This window comes from Corynebacterium sp. DNF00584, from assembly GCF_001552965.1.
Taxonomy (GTDB): domain Bacteria; phylum Actinomycetota; class Actinomycetes; order Mycobacteriales; family Mycobacteriaceae; genus Corynebacterium; species Corynebacterium phoceense.
The window spans coordinates 1-16,548 of sequence record NZ_KQ959731.1; the positions used below are offsets into that span (position 1 = coordinate 1).

General features: G+C 65.8%; 17 protein-coding genes and 2 pseudogenes. 6 read left to right on the forward strand and 13 right to left on the reverse strand.

The window, feature by feature from the left end; genetic code table 11:
* Positions 1-200 (forward strand): HNH endonuclease (locus HMPREF0307_RS02025; RefSeq protein ID WP_148139471.1); only part of this gene is annotated, 200 nt, incomplete at its 5' end.
* A 52-nt stretch (positions 201-252) separates the two neighbouring features.
* On the opposite strand, the gene HMPREF0307_RS02030 is transcribed toward HMPREF0307_RS02025, so the two are convergent.
* Complete coding sequence (locus tag HMPREF0307_RS02030; protein WP_197418366.1) at positions 253-1,260, reverse strand: aldo/keto reductase; 1,008 nt, start codon at positions 1,258-1,260, stop codon at positions 253-255.
* Positions 1,194-2,039, reverse strand: a complete 846-nt coding sequence (locus HMPREF0307_RS02035; RefSeq protein ID WP_066486107.1) for an aldo/keto reductase — start codon at positions 2,037-2,039, stop codon at positions 1,194-1,196. Before HMPREF0307_RS02035 ends, HMPREF0307_RS02030 begins: the two co-directional genes overlap by 67 nt.
* Positions 2,040-2,112: 73 nt before the next feature.
* Here HMPREF0307_RS02035 and HMPREF0307_RS02040 point away from each other — a divergent pair, with 73 nt between their 5' ends.
* Positions 2,113-2,910 carry a LysR family transcriptional regulator gene (locus HMPREF0307_RS02040; protein ID WP_066486110.1) on the forward strand — a complete coding sequence of 266 codons (798 nt, stop codon included), beginning with the start codon at positions 2,113-2,115 and terminating at the stop codon, positions 2,908-2,910.
* On the opposite strand, the gene HMPREF0307_RS13090 is transcribed toward HMPREF0307_RS02040, so the two are convergent.
* Positions 2,900-3,742 carry a GNAT family N-acetyltransferase gene (locus tag HMPREF0307_RS13090; protein ID WP_082723182.1) on the reverse strand — a complete coding sequence of 281 codons (843 nt, stop codon included), beginning with the start codon at positions 3,740-3,742 and terminating at the stop codon, positions 2,900-2,902. The two genes, HMPREF0307_RS02040 and HMPREF0307_RS13090, sit on opposite strands and share 11 nt — an antisense overlap.
* A gap of 65 nt (positions 3,743-3,807) precedes the next feature.
* Positions 3,808-5,376, reverse strand: coding sequence for a glutamine-hydrolyzing GMP synthase (guaA, locus tag HMPREF0307_RS02050; protein WP_066486117.1), 1,569 nt, complete (start codon positions 5,374-5,376; stop codon positions 3,808-3,810).
* Between the two features lie 17 nt (positions 5,377-5,393).
* On the opposite strand from guaA, the gene HMPREF0307_RS02055 reads away from it, so the two are divergent.
* Positions 5,394-5,723: a hypothetical protein gene (locus HMPREF0307_RS02055; RefSeq protein ID WP_066486120.1), complete on the forward strand. Its 330-nt coding sequence runs from the start codon at positions 5,394-5,396 to the stop codon at positions 5,721-5,723.
* Here the strand turns inward: HMPREF0307_RS02055 and HMPREF0307_RS02060 are convergent.
* Positions 5,720-6,601 carry a LysR family transcriptional regulator gene (locus tag HMPREF0307_RS02060; protein ID WP_066486122.1) on the reverse strand — a complete coding sequence of 294 codons (882 nt, stop codon included), beginning with the start codon at positions 6,599-6,601 and terminating at the stop codon, positions 5,720-5,722. The genes HMPREF0307_RS02055 and HMPREF0307_RS02060 overlap by 4 nt on opposite strands.
* A gap of 82 nt (positions 6,602-6,683) precedes the next feature.
* On the opposite strand from HMPREF0307_RS02060, the pseudogene HMPREF0307_RS02065 reads away from it, so the two are divergent.
* Positions 6,684-7,556: pseudogene (locus tag HMPREF0307_RS02065) on the forward strand (DMT family transporter).
* Here HMPREF0307_RS02065 and HMPREF0307_RS02070 read toward each other — a convergent pair.
* Genes HMPREF0307_RS02070 through guaB form a run of 3 tightly spaced genes read right to left on the reverse strand, consistent with a single transcriptional unit; the run spans position 7,553 to position 10,724 of the window.
* Complete coding sequence (locus tag HMPREF0307_RS02070; protein WP_066486146.1) at positions 7,553-8,026, reverse strand: phosphatase PAP2 family protein; 474 nt, start codon at positions 8,024-8,026, stop codon at positions 7,553-7,555. The pseudogene HMPREF0307_RS02065 and the gene HMPREF0307_RS02070 sit on opposite strands and share 4 nt — an antisense overlap.
* 31 nt (positions 8,027-8,057) lie before the next feature.
* Positions 8,058-9,194, reverse strand: a complete 1,137-nt coding sequence (locus HMPREF0307_RS02075) for a GuaB3 family IMP dehydrogenase-related protein (RefSeq protein WP_066486149.1) — start codon at positions 9,192-9,194, stop codon at positions 8,058-8,060.
* Positions 9,195-9,203: 9 nt separating this feature from the next.
* Positions 9,204-10,724, reverse strand: a complete 1,521-nt coding sequence (gene guaB / locus HMPREF0307_RS02080; RefSeq protein WP_066486152.1) for an IMP dehydrogenase — start codon at positions 10,722-10,724, stop codon at positions 9,204-9,206.
* A gap of 119 nt (positions 10,725-10,843) precedes the next feature.
* Between guaB and HMPREF0307_RS02085 the strand changes: the two genes are divergently transcribed.
* Complete coding sequence (locus tag HMPREF0307_RS02085) at positions 10,844-11,215, forward strand: DUF5319 domain-containing protein (RefSeq protein WP_066486154.1); 372 nt, start codon at positions 10,844-10,846, stop codon at positions 11,213-11,215.
* 93 nt (positions 11,216-11,308) lie between these two features.
* Here HMPREF0307_RS02085 and HMPREF0307_RS02090 read toward each other — a convergent pair whose 3' ends face one another.
* Entirely contained in the window at positions 11,309-12,211 is a 903-nt protein-coding gene (locus HMPREF0307_RS02090; protein WP_070539389.1) for a hypothetical protein, read from the reverse strand.
* A 39-nt stretch (positions 12,212-12,250) separates the two neighbouring features.
* Positions 12,251-12,823: a sigma-70 family RNA polymerase sigma factor gene (locus HMPREF0307_RS02095; RefSeq protein ID WP_066486156.1), complete on the reverse strand. Its 573-nt coding sequence runs from the start codon at positions 12,821-12,823 to the stop codon at positions 12,251-12,253.
* 287 nt (positions 12,824-13,110) lie between these two features.
* Between HMPREF0307_RS02095 and HMPREF0307_RS02100 the strand changes: the two genes are divergently transcribed.
* On the forward strand, positions 13,111-13,410 hold the full coding sequence (locus tag HMPREF0307_RS02100; protein WP_066486158.1) for a WhiB family transcriptional regulator: 300 nt from the start codon (positions 13,111-13,113) through the stop codon (positions 13,408-13,410).
* Here HMPREF0307_RS02100 and HMPREF0307_RS02105 read toward each other — a convergent pair.
* From HMPREF0307_RS02105 to groES, 3 genes and pseudogenes are all read right to left on the reverse strand, one after another.
* Positions 13,407-14,351, reverse strand: a pseudogene (locus HMPREF0307_RS02105) (excinuclease ABC subunit UvrA); the annotation flags it as partial. The gene HMPREF0307_RS02100 and the pseudogene HMPREF0307_RS02105 overlap by 4 nt on opposite strands.
* A 78-nt stretch (positions 14,352-14,429) precedes the next feature.
* Positions 14,430-16,043 (reverse strand): chaperonin GroEL, encoded by a 1,614-nt coding sequence (groL, locus tag HMPREF0307_RS02110; protein ID WP_066486163.1) that lies wholly within the window; start codon positions 16,041-16,043, stop codon positions 14,430-14,432.
* A 6-nt stretch (positions 16,044-16,049) separates the two neighbouring features.
* Positions 16,050-16,349, reverse strand: a complete 300-nt coding sequence (gene groES, locus HMPREF0307_RS02115) for a co-chaperone GroES (protein WP_181734627.1) — start codon at positions 16,347-16,349, stop codon at positions 16,050-16,052.
* Between the last annotated feature and the right edge of the window lie 199 nt (positions 16,350-16,548).

A 16,548-nucleotide genomic window follows, 5' to 3' on the forward strand; every position in this document is an offset into this window, starting at 1 on the left:
TGACGCCGGCTTTGTTGTGCGAGCGTGACCACTTCATTCCGCGGAACAAGGGCGGCGACACGAACGTCGCGAACCTTGTGCCGCTGTGCCGGTTCCATAACGGACGCAAGGGCGACGGTGATTCGTATACCCGTGATGCCGAGGGCAATTACTGGTACGTCACGCCGTATGGCAAGCGCCTACTCTGCACGGTGGACTAACCCCCACAAACGCAAACCCGCCCCCGAGGGGCGGGCGATTCGGCGTGCCGTTTTAGCTCTTGGTGCCACCGAAGACCTCGGGCACGGCGGTGACGTCGAGGGCTGCGTCGATGTCGGCGACCTCGTCAGCTGTGAGAACAATGTCGGTCGCGGCGAGATTCTCACGCAGACGCTCAGGCTTGCGGCTGCCGGGGATAGGCACCGCGCCCTTGGCCATGACCCAGGCCAGCGAGAGCTGCGCAGGCGTCGCGTCATGCACCGCAGCCAGCCGGCGGACGAGCGCGAGCAGCTCCGCGTTCGCGCCGTAGTCGCGGAACTGCGGCATCACGGCGCGGTAGTCGCCGTCGCCGAAGGAGGCGTTGGCACCCACGGTATCGGTGAGCAGGCCATTGGCCAGCGGACTAAACGCGATGAACTGCGCGCCGAGCTCCTCGACGACGGGCAGCAACGGCTCGTGCCACCGCGCCATCATGGACAGGCGGTTCTCGATGGCGGCCACTGGGGTCACCGTCTGCGCGCGGCGCAGCGTGGACTCGTCAACCTCGGACAGGCCCCACCCAAGGATTTTGCCCTCTGCGATGAGCTCGCCCATGACGCCTGCGACCTCTTCTACGGGCACCGCCGGATCTTGACGGTGCTGCAGGTAAACGTCGATGTGGTCCGTACGCAGCCGCCGCAGAGAGCCTTCCACGGAGGCGCGGATTCCCGCAGGCCGGGCGTCTGGCACGATAGGGTGCGTGCCCGTACCGTCTGAGGGCGCGAAGCGGATGCCGAACTTAGTGAGGATCTGCACCTCGTCGCGCACGCCCGCGAGCGCCTCGCCGACGACGCGTTCGTTGAGGTGCGGGTCCTCGAAGGGCCCGTAGATCTCCGCCGTGTCGAAGAAGCGATAGCCGGCGTCGAAGGCGGCGGTGAGGCTGGAGGGGCATCGGCAAGCGGGGCTCAGTACGCGTGGGACAAGCCCATCGCGCCGTAGCCAATGCGGGGCAGCATTTACATATTCTCCTTGATGTAACCCAACAGCCCGCGGACCGTTTCCACGTTGGTGTGATCGAAGCAGCTAAAACCAGGCTCCTCGAGTGAAGCGAGCGCGGCGTGGTCGGACTCGGTAAGCGAGAAGTCGAAGACGTCGAGGTTCTCCGCCATGCGCTCCGGGCGCACGGTCTTCGGAATGACAATGACGTCGAGGTCGAGCAAGTAGCGCAGCGCGACCTGGCCGGCGGTTACGCCGTGAGCGGAGGCGATTTCGTTCAGGACGGGGTTTGCGAAAATGTTGTTCATGCCCTCGGCGAACGGGCCCCAGGACATGTGCGCCACGCCGAGGTCGTCCATCACGGCATGGTCCTCACGCGCGGGACGGAAGACGTGGCTCTCAATCTGGTTGACCATCGGCGTGACATCGGAGAACGCCGCGATGTCGAGCATGCGGTTGGGGTTGAAGTTGGACACGCCGCTGGCGGAGGCGAGGCCGTCGGAGTACGCACGCTCGAGGTCACGCCACGCGCCGTAGTAGTCGTTGTAGGCCTGGTGTAGCAGCACGAGGTCCACGTGGTCGGTGCCCAGGCGTTCGAGCGATTCCTGCAGCGAATCGTAGGCGCGGCCGTAGTTGGTGACCCACACCTTCGTCACGAGGAAGATATCCTCGCGCGCCACGCCGGAGTCCTTGATGCCCGCACCGACGCCGCGCTCGTTGAAATACGCCTGCGCCGTGTCAATCATGCGGTAGCCCGTGTCGAGCGCCTGGGCCACGGTGCGCTCTGTGGTGTCGTCGTCAATCTGGAAGACGCCGTAGCCCAGCTTCGGCATCTGCAGTCCGTTTGCAAGTGTTGTGAATTCCATGAACCCACTAAGACATGCCGGCTGCGCATGCGTACAATGCTTTTCAACAGACCACCATGCACTGGAGGCATACATGGAGCTTGAACAGCTACGCCAGCTTCAGGCTGTCGCGGAGGAAGGCACGATTTCCGCGGCTGCCGATGCCCTCCACCTCACCCAGCCCGCACTCTCCCGGTCCATCCAACGGCTCGAACGCGAACTCGGAACCGAACTGTTCCGCCGGACGAAGAACCACGTCGAATTCAACGAAGCTGGCGAGCTCGCGCTGGCCGCAGCCACGGAACTCACGGCGCGCGCGGAGACGCTGCGCCGAGACCTGACAGCGCTGAGTAGGAAGCAGCGGACGGTGACGGTGGCATCGGCAGCACCGGCGCCGAGCTGGCGGCTCGCGGAGCTTGCCACGCAGCTCATGCCGGGGCTCATCCTCGACCCGGAGCTCGCGGCGAATCCAGAGCGCGTCGACGCAGACCTGCGCATCACGCTGCGCCCGCCCGGCCACCAGCTCATGACGGAGGACCTCTACGCCAACGTGCCCGCGGCGCATCGGCTGGCGGGCCGGCGCCACGTGCGGTTCGCGGACCTCAACGGCGAGCCCTTCCTCGTGCTCGCGGACATCGGTTTTTGGATGGACGTCGTGCGCGAGCACCTGCCGGACAGCGAGCTGCTCGTCCAGCGCGACGCGACCGTCTTCGAGCAGCTCCTCACCCACTCGCCCCTGCTGGCGTTTAGCACCCAGGCCACCCGGCCCCGCCCCGGCCGCACGTCCATCCCGCTTGCCGATGCCCCCGCCCACGCCACGTTCTTCCTCTCCCCCGGCCCGCACGCCGCGGCGCCCGCGCGCAAGCTCTACGAGGCAATCGCTAGAAGCTAAGTCGCATCTGATGCCACGCCACGCCGCCGTGGGTCGAGGCACTCGTGCCCTCGTCGACGAAGCCGAGCCGCGCGTAGAACCCGACGAGCTCGTCCTTGCACGTGAGCACGAGCCCCGCGCGGCCGCGTGCGCGGGAGTCCGCGATGGCGCGTTCGAGCACGCGCGTGGCTAAGCCCTTGCCGCGGCGGGCGGGGTCCGTGATGACAGAGAAGATCATCTGCCACGCGCCGTCGGGCTCGTGCGCGGCGGCGTCGGCGTACATGTCGTCGGTAAGGTCGCGGCGATTCGTCGCGAAGCCGCTCACGGCGGCAACGATTCCCGCGTCGTCGCGCAGGACCCAGTGGCATTCCGGGAATGCGGCCACGCGCGCGGCGACCTGGGCGGGTGGCGCGGCCTCGAGCCGGGCGAGCACCGCGGCATCCGCGGGATGAGCGCGTGTGATGGGCTGGCCGAGGACCGCGACGAGGGCGATGCGCTGGGTGACGACGAGGGAGGCATCGGAAAGCGGGTGCTCGCGCCAGAAGTCCGCGTGGGCGGCGCGCCAGGCGGCGACATCGGTAAAGCCCTCGCCCTCGGCGCGGGCGAAGTCAGCGTCGATGTCGCCAAATGCGCGCAGCTCGACGTCGGTGGTGCGCAGGACCGCGACGGGCGCACCCGCGGAGTCGAGGAGGATCTCGCCCTCGCCCACGCGTGGCAGAGGCTCGTCGCCGTACGCGGCGTGGAGAGAGGACGTTGCGGTCTTTGCGCCAGCAAGGATGGCAGCGACGAGCTCGTCGCGCAGCGGGCCGGGCAGGCCGTACTCGCCCAGGGTGAAGCCGTTGAATTCGGTCATGGCAACAGTCTAAACGCGCGCAGCGCCCCGCCGAAGTTCGGCGAGGCGCTGCGTGGCAGGCGGGATTATTCCCACTCGATGGTTCCCGGCGGCTTGGACGTGCAGTCCAGCACGACGCGGTTGACGTCTTTCACTTCGTTCGTGATGCGCGTGGAGATCTTCTCCAGCACGTCGTACGGCAGGCGGGTCCAGTCCGCGGTCATGGCGTCCTCAGAAGACACCGGACGCAGGACGATCGGGTGGCCGTAGGTGCGGCCGTCGCCCTGGACGCCCACGGAGCGGACGTCGGCGAGCAGCACGACCGGGCACTGCCAGATCTCGTTATCGAGGCCAGCAGCGGTAAGCTCCGTGCGCGCAATAAGGTCGGCCTGGCGCAGCGTCTCCAAACGGTCTGCGGTGACCTCGCCGATAATGCGGATGCCCAGGCCCGGGCCCGGGAACGGCTGGCGGCCGACGATCTCGTCCGGCAGTCCGAGCTCGCGGCCCACGGCGCGGACCTCGTCTTTGAACAGCAGGCGCAGCGGCTCGACAAGGGTGAACTCGACGTCGTCCGGCAGACCGCCCACGTTGTGGTGGCTCTTGATATTCGCGGTGCCGTCGCCGCCGCCGGACTCCACGACGTCCGGGTACAAGGTGCCCTGGACGAGGAAATCGACGGTGGAGTTAGCGGGGGCATCGGCAAGCACGCCTGCGACGGCGCGCTCGAAGGAGCGGATGAACTCCGCGCCGATGGCCTTGCGCTTGGCCTCCGGCTCCGTGACGCCGGCGAGCTTGTTGAGGAAAGCCTCGCGCTCGTCGACAGTGACGAGCTTCGCGCCCGTCGACTCGACGAAGTCGTGCTCGACCTGCTCGCGCTCGCCCGCACGCAGCAGGCCGTGGTCGACGAAAACGCAGGTGAGGCGGTCGCCGATGGCGCGCTGCACGAGGGCAGCAGCCACGGCGGAATCCACGCCGCCCGACAAGCCGCAAATCGCGCGGCCGTCCGGGCCGACCTGCTCGCGGACCTGCTCGATGAGCTGATCAGCGATGTTGTCCGCGGTCCAGTTCTGTTCGAGGCCAGCGACCTCGGTGAGGAAGCGGGTAAGCACCTTCTGACCATGGTCGGAGTGCATGACCTCCGGGTGGTACTGGACGCCGGCCATGTGCTTGGTCAGGCACTCGAACGCGGCGACTGGGGCACCGGCAGAGGTCGCAGTGACCTCGAAGCCCTCCGGGGCCTTCGTCACGGAGTCACCGTGGGACATCCAAGCGTTGTGCTTTTCTTCGAGACCCTCGTGCAGGACGCCGCCGGAGACGGTGATCTCGGTGCGGCCGTACTCGCGGGCGCCGGTCGCAGCGACGGTGCCGCCGAGTGCCTGCGTCATGGCCTGGAAGCCATAGCAGATGCCAAAGACCGGGATGCCCAGCTCGAGCAGCTCCGGCTTGAGCACCGGGGCGCCATCCTCGTAGACCGACGAAGGACCGCCGGAGAGGACGAGCGCGGCCGGGTTCTTGGCCTTGATTTCTTCTACAGATGCGGAATTCGGGACGACCTCGGAGTAGATGTTGGCCTCGCGCACGCGGCGAGCAATAAGCTGCGCGTACTGGGCGCCAAAGTCCACGACGAGGACGGGGCGTGGATGAGTAGTAGTCACGCGCTACAGTCTAACGCATGCGCCCCTGTCTTCTTCCCCCAGCCGTCGCGTTGGTGTGCGCGCTCGCCGGATGCCACGCTGCGCCGACGACCGCCGGGCTCACGGGCGTGCTCGACGAGGCGGGCATCCCGCCCGTCACGGTCACGGCGGAAGAGCTCTTCGGCCACGAGTGGGACGCGTTCGCGGTCCGCGACGACGAGGTGACGCTGTGGCGCGACGGAATCGCGGAACACGTCCCAATGAACGACGGCATGGTGACGTTCGGTGACCGCGACATCGCGCGCTCCCCCATGTCGACGAAGCTCACTTTCGATAACGAGGGCCGCTGGATTTTCCTCGACGACTAACGCGCGGCCGCCGCGAGCGCCGCGCGGAACGCCACCAGCGCGGGGTGATGCTCGCGGCCGACAGAAACTGCGGTGTACAGCGTGCGCGCGGGTCGCCCGGGAAGCTCAACGACGCGGACGCCAAAGATGTTGGGCAGCAGCAACTCCGGCACGATCGATACCGCGTGGCCGCCCCGCACGAGATGGGCGTGCAGAAACGGATCTGGCGTCTGAAAGGCGAAATTCGGCTCGAACCCATGCCGGCGGCACAGCGCTCGAGCAAAATGCCCGACGGCCTGATCCGGAGGGTCGATGGCAAAGGGCACGCCCTCCAGCTCCGGCAGCTCCAAGCCCGACCAAGGGCCGGTCTCCGGCGTGATGAGGTACATCGGGTCGCGCGTGAGCGTCTCGCGGTGCATGTTTCCGTCCGTCGGCGGGACGTCGCCCGGATAATCCTCGCCGAGAATGAGGTCGACCTCACGGCGCACGAGCAGCTCCGCGGCGGTGTACATATCGTGTTGGATGACCTCGACTGTTAGTTCAGGGAACTCGACGGCCAGCTGGGTCAGGGCCGCGGGCAAGAGGGAGGAGAGAACCGTTTGAAAACTCGTCACCCGGATCGTCCCGTGCACCTGTGACGTCGACGCGGCGACGGCGGACGCGGCCTCATCGGCCAGCGCGAGCATGCGTTCGGCGTAGTCTGCGAGCACCTCGCCCTGCTCCGTGAGCCGCAGGCGCCGGCCCACGCGCTCCGTCAGCCGCGCTCCCGCGTCGCGTTCGCACGCCGCGAGCTGCTGCGAGACCGCCGAATGCGTGTAGTGCAGCGAGTCCGCCACAGCGGTGACGGTCCCAAGCCGTCGCAGCTCGGCGAGGATACGCAGGCGACGGAGATCCAACATGCCCAAAAGGTTAGCATCTCTAACAGTTAATCTGCGTAAAGTTTAGCTAGTCCGACGGTTTGCTATCCGTCACACTAGACGCATGAAGGAAATCCTGTGCATCATCGGCTCGTGTATCTCGCTCCAGCTCGGCGCCGCCCTCGCCGTCCAGCTGTTTCCTGTTGCCAGCACGTGGGGAACCGCTATCGTGCGCCTCGTCACCGCTGGGATGCTGCTATGCGCGCTGGTGCGCCCGCGCGTTAGCCGCTGGACACGCACGCAATGGGGCGCTGTCGTGCTGTTTGGCGCGTCGCTCGGACTCATGAATGGCTTCTTCTACGCGGCCATCGGCCGCATCCCGCTGGGCACAGCCATAACCATCGAGTTCCTCGGCCCTCTCCTGCTTGCCGCGGTGCTCTCGCGTTCGCTTGCCGATGCCCTCTGCGTCCTCCTCGCTCTCTGCGGCATAGCTTTGCTCGGGTTGGACTCGCTCACGGGTTCCGCGCTCGATCCGGTAGGCGCCGTCTTTGCGCTCATCGCTGGAGGGTTTTGAGTCTGTTACATCCTCGCTTCCCAACGCGCGGGCAGGCTCGTTCCAGGCCAAGGCGGACTCGCCGTAGCGCTGCTTCTGGGTGGGGTGGTGCTGGTGCCCCTGGGGGCACCGGGAGCCGCGACCATTACCACCGACCCGTCGCTGTTGCTGCTCGCAGCGGGCACGGGGCTGCTTGCCTCGCTCATGCCCTACTCGCTCGAGCTCGCGGCCTTGCGCGGCTTGACGCCTAATGCCTTCTCCGTGCTTATCGCGCTCGAGCCCGTCTTCGCCGCGTTCTTCGGGTGGCTGTTACTCGCCCAGCCGGTCACGGTGCTCAAGGGAGCAGCGGTGTGCCTGGTCGTTGCCGCGTCAATTCTCCAGACCCTGACGACGAGCCGCCGGCGACCGAAGAAACCCGCGTCCCTGGAGCCTGTTAGCTGTTAGAGGTCGGCGACTTTGACGCCGCTGCGTGGACGCGAGCCCCAGGAGACAAACGCCCCCACCGCCACGCCGATGACCACGCCGACCAAAATATCGGTGAGCCAGTGCACGCCCACATACATACGAGCCAGCGCGCTAGCTACGGCGAATGCCCACGCCCACGGCTTGCGAATGACCATCGCCAGCGCAAAGATGGCGACCGTGTGCGCCGAGGGCATGCCGGAATCCACGACCTGGGTCAGCTGGTAGAACTCCGGCGGACGCGGCCGGTCGATGATCCATTTGAGAACCAACGCGGTGACCTCGCCCAGTCCCACTGCGAAGGCCGGACTCCAGCGTCGCGAATACAGCCCCCACGCCAACACCGCGAGGAAGAGCCAACGCGGTGTCAACAGGTGGCTGAAGATGACGGTGGGATCGTTAAGCCACTCGATGCGATGGTTGTAAACGAAATCTAATACTGCTTGATCCATAGTGAGATGCGCACGCGGGAAAGACGCCGCGTTAACGGACGGCGAGACCGACCTTCTGGAAAGCCTTCAGATCGGTGTACCCACACTTGGCCATGGCGCGCTTCAAGCCGCCGACCAGGTTGAGCAAGCCATGCGGCTCGTTGGACGGGCCGTGAAGGACGACCTCGAGGCTGGGGCGATCGGCCGCCACGGAGGCATCGGGAAGCACCTCGAGCGAGTAGAGATCCGAGGACTCGATGACGCCGCGCGGGAAGCGCGGGTGGCCCGCCGTCGACGGCCAGTAGAAGCCCTGGCCGCCAGCCTCGGCCGCGCGGGCGAGGACGGGGCCGAGCACGACGGCATCGGCACCGCAAGCAATGGCCTTGGCGATGTCCGCGGAGGTGAAGATGTCTCCATCAGCGAGGATGTGGACGTAGCGGCCACCGGTCTCGTCAAGATAGTCGCGGCGCGCGGCAGCAACGTCTGCGATGGTGGTGGCCATGGGCACGTCGATACCCACGGTCTCCGCGTTGGTGTTCACGCCGGAGCCGACGATGATGCCCGCCGCGCCCGCGCGCATGAGGTGCAGGGCGGTGGTGTAATCCGCCACGCCGCCCGCGATAACCGGGGTATCGATGGAGCCGATGAACTCCTTGAGGTTGAGCGGCTCCCCGCCCTGCTGGACGTGCTCAGCGGAAATGAGCGTGCCCTGGATAAACAGGATCTCCGCGCCCGCCTTGATGACGACGGGAGCGAGCTCACGAGCACGCTGCGGCGAGACGCGCACGGCCACGGTCACACCGGCATCACGAACCTGCGCGATGCGCTCGGCGAGCAGCTCCTCGTTAAGCGGAGCCGCGTGGAGCTCTTGGAGTACCGACAGGTCGGTGGAGTTCTCGGCGACGCGGGCCAGCGCACCCTCGAGGTCCTCGTGGCGTCCCCACAGGCCCTCGGCGTTGATGACGCCTAGGCCGCCTTGCTTGCCCATCTCGATGATGAACTCCGGCGTCGCCAGCGCATCCGTGGGGTGCGAGACGAGCGGGGTGTCGAAGGTGTAGGCGTCGATGTGCCAGGTGGTGTCGACGTCTTTCGAGGAACGAGTGCGGCGGGTCGGGACGAGCGAGACCTGCGCTAGGTCGTAGGTGCGGCGAGCCTCGCGGCCGATGCCAATTTCAACGTAGTCGCGCATGGATAATCCTTAGCGGTAGTTCGGGGCTTCGATGATCTGCTGCAGGTGGTGCGGGTGGGATTCCTTAAGACCCGCGGCGGTAATCTGCACGAAGCGCTTGGTCTTGAGCTCCTCGAGGTTCGCGGAACCGGTGTAGCCCATCGAGGCACGCAGGCCGCCGATGACCTGGTGAACGATGGCATCCATGTCGCCGCGGAACGGCACGCGTCCCTCCACGCCTTCCGGCACGAGCTTGTCCTCGCTCTTGACGTCTGCCTGGAAGTAGCGGTCCTTGGAGAAGGAACGCTTCTCGCCGGACAGGCCGCGGCCCTGCATGGCGCCCATGGAGCCCATGCCGCGGTAGCGCTTGTACTGCTTGCCGTTCACGACGACGATGTCGCCGGGGGCCTCGGTGGTGCCAGCGAACATGGAGCCGAGCATGACGGTGTCAGCACCGGCCGCGAGTGCCTTGGCGATGTCGCCAGAGTACTGCATGCCGCCGTCGCCGATGATCGGGATGCCCGCCGGGCCCGCGACCGCGGCGGCTTCCATGATGGCGGTAATCTGCGGCGCGCCGACGCCAGCGACCACGCGGGTGGTGCAGATGGAGCCCGGGCCGATGCCGACCTTGATGGCGTCCGCGCCAGCGGCGATCATGTCGCGCGCCGCCTCGCGGGTGGCGAGGTTGCCGCCCACGACGTCGATCTTCGCACCGAAGTCCTTCTGCACGCGGGAGACCATCTCGAGCACGCGGTTGTTGTGCGCGTGGGCGGAGTCGACGACGAGGACGTCGACGCTCGCGTCGACGAGTGCGCCGGCGCGGTTGTACGCGTCCTCGCCGGTGCCGATGCCCGCGGCAACGAGCAGGCGGCCGGAGTCGTCCTTCGAAGCGTTGGGGAACTGCTCGGTCTTGACGAAGTCCTTGACGGTGATAAGGCCGACGAGCTTGTTGTTCGCGTCGACGATGGGCAGTTTTTCAACCTTATTGGTGGAAAGCAACGCCAGCGCCTCGTCCTTCGTCACACCTTCCTTGGCGACGACGAGCGGCATGGGCGTCATAATCTCAGAGACCTTGCGCGAGTAGTCCGGCTCGAAGCGCATGTCGCGGTTGGTGCAGATACCCAACAGGATGCCATCCGCGTCGACTACCGGCAGGCCGGAGATGCGGAAGCGGGCGCAGAGGTCGTCGACTTCCTGGATGGTCATATCCGGCGTCGCGGTGACCGGATCCGTGACCATGCCCGATTCGGAGCGCTTCACAATCTCTACCTGCTGTGCTTGATCCTCCGTGGACAGGTTGCGGTGGAGCACGCCGATGCCGCCCTGGCGGGCCATCGCAATAGCCATCCGCGCCTCGGTAACGGTGTCCATCGCGGCCGATACCAGTGGGACGCCCAGGCGAATATTGCGCGTGAATTGAGCCGACGTCTCTACCTCGGAAGGAACGATGTTGGATTCGGCCGGAAGCAGAAGGACATCGTCAAAGGTCAAGCCGTAGAGAGCAACCTTATTCGGGTCGTCCCCACCGGTGTGAATACGAGAATCGGTCATGCGAAGCAGTCTCCTAACATATGCGGCATCAAACAAGGCTGATAGTGCCTTTTACTGTAGTCTTTTCGACTCTCAAGGGGGAATTGCGCAATAGCGCACGGCCCCCTAGGCTCGATCGGGTGAACTTTTTCGCGAATATGCCCCGCGATCCCTTCGCGGATGATCCCAACGACCCCGCGTCCTTCTTGGAAGAAGAGGACACCGTCGAGCCGTTGAGCCCTGAGGAACGCGCCGCGGTCGAACACGACCTAAAGCTCGTCCAGGAATTCGCCCGCGTCCTCGGCCCCCGCGGCGTCGACGGCGTGTTCTTCTTCTGCGAAGACTGCGGCGAAGACCACTTCTACGAGTGGGACATCATGGCCGCCAACATGCGCTCGACGCTGGGCAACGAGCTCGCGCCCGTCCATGAGCCCGGCGCCCAGCCCGACCCGTCGCGCTACGTCCCGTGGGACTACGCGCTGGGCTACCTCGACGGACTCGAGGGCCGCTAGCCCCGCCGCAACGCACGCGCCACACGCAGCGTGCAACACGACAAACCCGGCGACCATGTGGTCGCCGGGTTCTTCGCTGTCGGTGTCGTCGGCCTAGATGTCGTCTGCGGCGCCGACGCGGTCGCCGTTGGCGTCACGGACGGCATCGGCAGCAGAATTGCCCGCGTTACCGGAGTTACCGCCGTTGGAGACGCCCATGTTCGGATCATCGGCCACGGCGGTCTCCGTCTGCAGCGGTTCCGGGGCCTGCGTCGCCGACGTACCTCCGTCCGCGGACGGCTCAGTCGAACCGATGCCTTCCTCGCCTTGGCTCGGAGCCTGGACGGTTTCCGTCTGGACGAGGGTCTGCGTGACGGTGCCGGGCTCGGCGGTGGACGAGGGGGCATCGGAAGCCGGGGGCGTCACGGTAACCGTCACCGTGATTTTCTGGCTGCGCTGCTGCTCGAGACGCTTTTCAGCGGCCTCCAGCTTGGCCACGACCTCAGGAGACGGATCCTTGAGCTTCTTGCGCGTATCGGACAGTACGGCACGCGCGCCCTCGATATCGCCTTGGGCAACCTTGTCCTGCATCTCCTCGAGCGAGGAGGCGAGCTCCACCTCTGCAGCGTCCTGCGACTTGCCAAAGACGGACTCGTTGAGACCATGAAGCGGCGAGCCGGGACCGGCGTTATAGATCACAGCGCCAGACCCCGCGAGAAGCACGGTCGCAGCGGCAGCCCCGATGAGACCGGAGGCCCAGGGGCTGACGCGACGGCGACGCCGCGCGGCAGCAAGAGAGATTACTTCGGGCTCTTGGTCCGCGCCCTCAACAACGGGTGCTGGCGGCATGGGAGCCTCGACTTCGTCACGCAGTTCGAGGAACAGCGCTGCCAGCGGGTCGTCGCCCGCTGAGGGATCGTTGCCCAAGGAAAGTTCGGTGAGGAATGCGTCGTCATCGACGAGCGGCTGGAGCTGTGCGGCGATGTCTTGGGTCTCCGCATCATTGTGCTTAGCCATTCAGCTCACTCCTTTCCTGGCTATAAAATATTAATGAAATCACGCGCGCTCAGCCTGCTGAGAGGAAACGGCTTTACGCAGTTGGGATAGCGCACGATGCTGCGCAACACGGACCGCGCCTGGAGTTGAACCGACGATCTCCGCCGTCTCTTCTGCGGAGAGACCGACGAAGACGCGGAGAATAACGATGTCGCGGGCCTTGTCGCTTAATGTATCGAGCAACGCGCGCACCTTGTTACTTCCGTCGGCTTCTAAAGCCGCTTCCTCGGGAGTGTTCTCCGTCGCAGTGGAATCCGGGACGTCCTCGGTGGGCAGGGAATGGTCACGACCCATCGCTCGGTGCGCATCTGTCACCTTGTTAAACGCGATGCCGTAGACGAACGCCATAAACGGGCGTCCTTTGTCTTCGTAGCCAGAAATGGCGGTGGAGACGGCGAGGCAGATTTCCTGCGTCACGTCTTCGGCCGTGGGCTGACGCCCGCCGCCAATGCGCGCACGGCAATAGCGCAGCACCTGCGGATAAATAATCGCGAGAAGCTTCTGCAGCGCACGTTTATTACCGTCAACGGCCAACGGCACCAGGCCGTCGAGCTCAGAGTCGGTGTCGCTCACTTGTCACCATCCCTCACGCGAAAGTCGTTCCCAGCTTTTAACATATTGGCACAATCTCGTGAAAGAAACACAGACAGCCGCGTGGGTTTTAAAGAAGGAGGAAAATTCACCAATCTTTAACCTTTCTTATCTTCGCAGGTAGACCCCCTCCGGCGCGGCGCCGCACACCGCACGCCATGCGAAGGCAACCCACGGTTCAACAACCGTTCATGTCGCGGGTAGACACTTCCTATCTCGTACGACACGCCGCGATGCGTGAAGGTCTAACACAAGGAGACAGAAGGAACGTGGCTCAGCCTCAATTCCTGCCGGGACCTACTTCCGAGCTGTGGGAGTGGCAATTGCACGGCGCGTGCCGTGGCGAGAACTCGGACGTTTTCTACCATCCGGACGGCGAGCGCGGCCGCGCGCGTGCCCAGCGCGAGAACCGTGCCAAGGCGATTTGCAGCGGCTGCCCCGTCATTGAGCTGTGCCGCGAGCATGCGCTCGCCTCGGCTGAGCCTTACGGCGTGTGGGGCGGCATGAGCGAGACCGAGCGCACCATTGCGCTGCGTTCCCGCCGCAACCGCGCCAAGGTCACCGTCTAGCTTGCCGATGCCCCCTCGACATACGTCGCCAGATACTTTCCGGTGAGACTGTCGCCGGGGTCGGCGGCGAGTGCGCGGGGGCTTGCCTGCGCGATAACGCGGCCGCCGGCGCTGCCTGCGCTGGTCCCGAGATCGATGACGTGGTCGGCGCGCGCGACGACGGCGAGGTGGTGTTCGACCGCGATGACGGTCATGCCCTCATCGACGAAGCGGTCGATGAGCCGCACGAGCGTGTCGATGTCCGCGAGATGGAGGCCGGTAGTCGGCTCGTCGAGGACGATGACGTCGACGGGATCGGCGGGCGCCTTCTTCGCGCGGCGCGCTGTGGCGAGTTCGCCGAGGTGGACCGCGAGCTTGAGGCGCTGACGCTCGCCGCCCGAGAGCGTGGTGAGCGACTGTCCGAGCGTGAGGTAGCTAAGCCCCACGGCGACGAGGTCGTCGCAGATGCGCGCGGCGGCGGTGACCTTCGCGGCGCGGAGGAACTCGGCGGCGCGGGCGGCGGGCAGCTCGAGGACGTCTGCGATAGTGAGTGACTCCTCGCCGGCGGTGAGCCGGAAGTCGAGGACGGCGTCGGCGAAGCGTCGGCCTTCGCAGACTTCGCAGGGCACGTCGACGCCGGACATGAAGCCGAGTTCGACGAAGACCGTGCCGGCGCCGTTGCAGTTCGGGCACGCGCCCTCAGAGTTCGCGGAGAAGAGCGCGGGTTTGACGCCATTGGCCTTGGCAAAGGCGCTGCGGATGGAATCGAGCGCGCCGGTGTACGTCGCGGGATTGGAGCGGCGCGAGCCCTTGATGGGTTTCTGGTCCACGAGCAGGAACGAACCCGGCAGGCAGTCCATGAGTGAGGACTTGCCGGAGCCCGCGATGCACGTGAAGACGCCGCGCGGGATGTCGACGTCGACGTCGCGCAGGTTGTTATCGCGCGCGCCGGTCACACGGATGAAATCATGCACGTGCATCATCATAAAACGCGTGCAACCCCGTCCACGGGTGGACGGGGCTGGCGGCGAGCCGATTAATTAGTGGTGGTGACCGGCGGCGGGGGCCGGGGTCTCCTCGGCAGGCTTCTCCACGACCGAGGCTTCGGTCGTGAGAATCATGCGTGCGACGGACGTCGCGTTGACGACGGCGGAGTGCGTCACCTTCACCGGGTCGATGATGCCCTGCTCGATGAGGTTGCCGTACTCGAGCGTCGCGGCGTTGAGGCCCTCGCCATTGGCAAGGTCAGCGACGTGCGCGACGGCGACGGAGCCGTCCAGGCCGGCGTTCTGGGCAATCCAGTAGGCCGGGCGCGTGAGCGCGCGGGCCACGGAGAGCACGCCGATCTTGGCCTCGCCCTCGAAGTCCTCGGCGAATTTGTCGAGCTCAGCGGAAATCTGGACGAGTGCGGAGCCGCCGCCAGCGATGACGCCTTCCTCGACAGCTGCGCGGGCCGCGTTGATGGCGTCCTCGACGCGGAGCTTGCGCTCGTTGACCTCGGTCTCGGTTGCAGCGCCGACGCGGATGACCGCGACACCGCCGGACAGCTTGGCCAAGCGCTCCTCGAGCTTCTCACGGTCCCACGTGGAGTCCGTGCGCTCAATCTCGCGGCGCAGCTGCTCGCGGCGCTCCTCGACGGCCTCCTTGGTGCCAGCACCGTCGACGATGACGGTGTCTTCCTTGGAGACGGTGACGCGGCGTGCAGAACCCAGCACCTCGAGACCGACCTCGTTGAGGTTGATGCCCACCTCCGGGTCGACGACGGTGGCGCCGGTGACGACAGCCAGGTCATCCATGAAGCCCTTGCGGCGCTCGCCGAAGTACGGCGCCTTGACGGCGGCGACCTTAAGGGTCTTGCGGATGGAGTTGACGACGAGTGCCTGAAGCGGCTCGCCCTCGATATCCTCGGCAATGATGAGCGTCGGGCGGGAGGACTCAGCGATCTTCTCGAGCAGCGGCAGGAAGTCCGGCAGCGAGGAGATCTTGTTGCGCACCAGCAGGATTGCGGCGTTGTCGAGGACCGCGTTGTAGGTCTCCTCTTCCGTCGCGAAGTACGGGGAGAGGTAGCCCTTGTCGAAAGAAATACCCTCGGTCACGTCGACCGTGGACTCCATGGACTGGGACTCCTCGACGGTAACGACGCCGTCCTTGCCCACCTTATCCATGGCGCCGGCGACCATCTCGCCGACCTCCGAGTCGCGGGAGGAGACGGTGGCGACCTGCGCGATATCGCGCGAGGACGCGACCGGCGTGGCGCGCTTCTTCAGCTCTTCCACGGCCTTCTCCGCCGCGGCCTGAATACCGCGGTTGAGCTCGACCGGGTTGGCGCCGGCGGCCACGTTGCGCAGGCCCTCGTAGACGAGCGCCTGGGCGAGCAGCGTCGCCGTCGTGGTGCCGTCACCGGCGATGTCGTTGGTCTTCACAGCCACGGACTTCACGAGCTGGGCACCGAGATTCTCAAACGGATCGTCCAGATCGATGTCGCGGGCGATGGTCACACCGTCATTGGTGACGGTCGGGCCGCCAAAAGCCTTCGACAAGACAACGTTGCGGCCGCGGGGGCCGAGGGTGACCTTGACGGCATCGGCAAGCGTGTCCACGCCGCGCTGAATGCCCGCGCGAGCCTCCTGATCGAATGCAATAAGTTTGGGCATACGGGCCTACTTTTCGACGACGGCGAGCAGGTCGCGAGCCGACAGCAGCAGGTACTCCTGGCCGTCGTACTTCAGCTCGGTTCCGCCGTACTTGGAGAACACGACCACGTCGCCCTCCTTGACGCCGACCGGGATGACCTCGCCCTTGTCGTTGGTGCGGCCCGGGCCGACGGCCACGACGGTAGCCTCCTGCGGCTTCTCCTTGGCGGAGTCCGGGATAACCAGGCCAGAGGCGGTGGTGGTCTCAGCTTCGACGATCTGGACGAGGACCTTGTCTTCCAGCGGCTTGATGTTTGCCATGATGATCCTTTCGAAATGAATCAGTGTAGTTGTATGTGCCGGTTGCATTCTTTTCTGCCAGCACAGCCGTCGTCGCGGGTGAACAACTGTGAGTCAAACAACCTTCCTAGCACTCTACCCCCGTGACTGCTAGCTCTCAACACAAACGAGTGCCAGGAAGTTCGCCCTGCGCGAACGGCCCGCCACCTGCGCTTATCACGCGGGC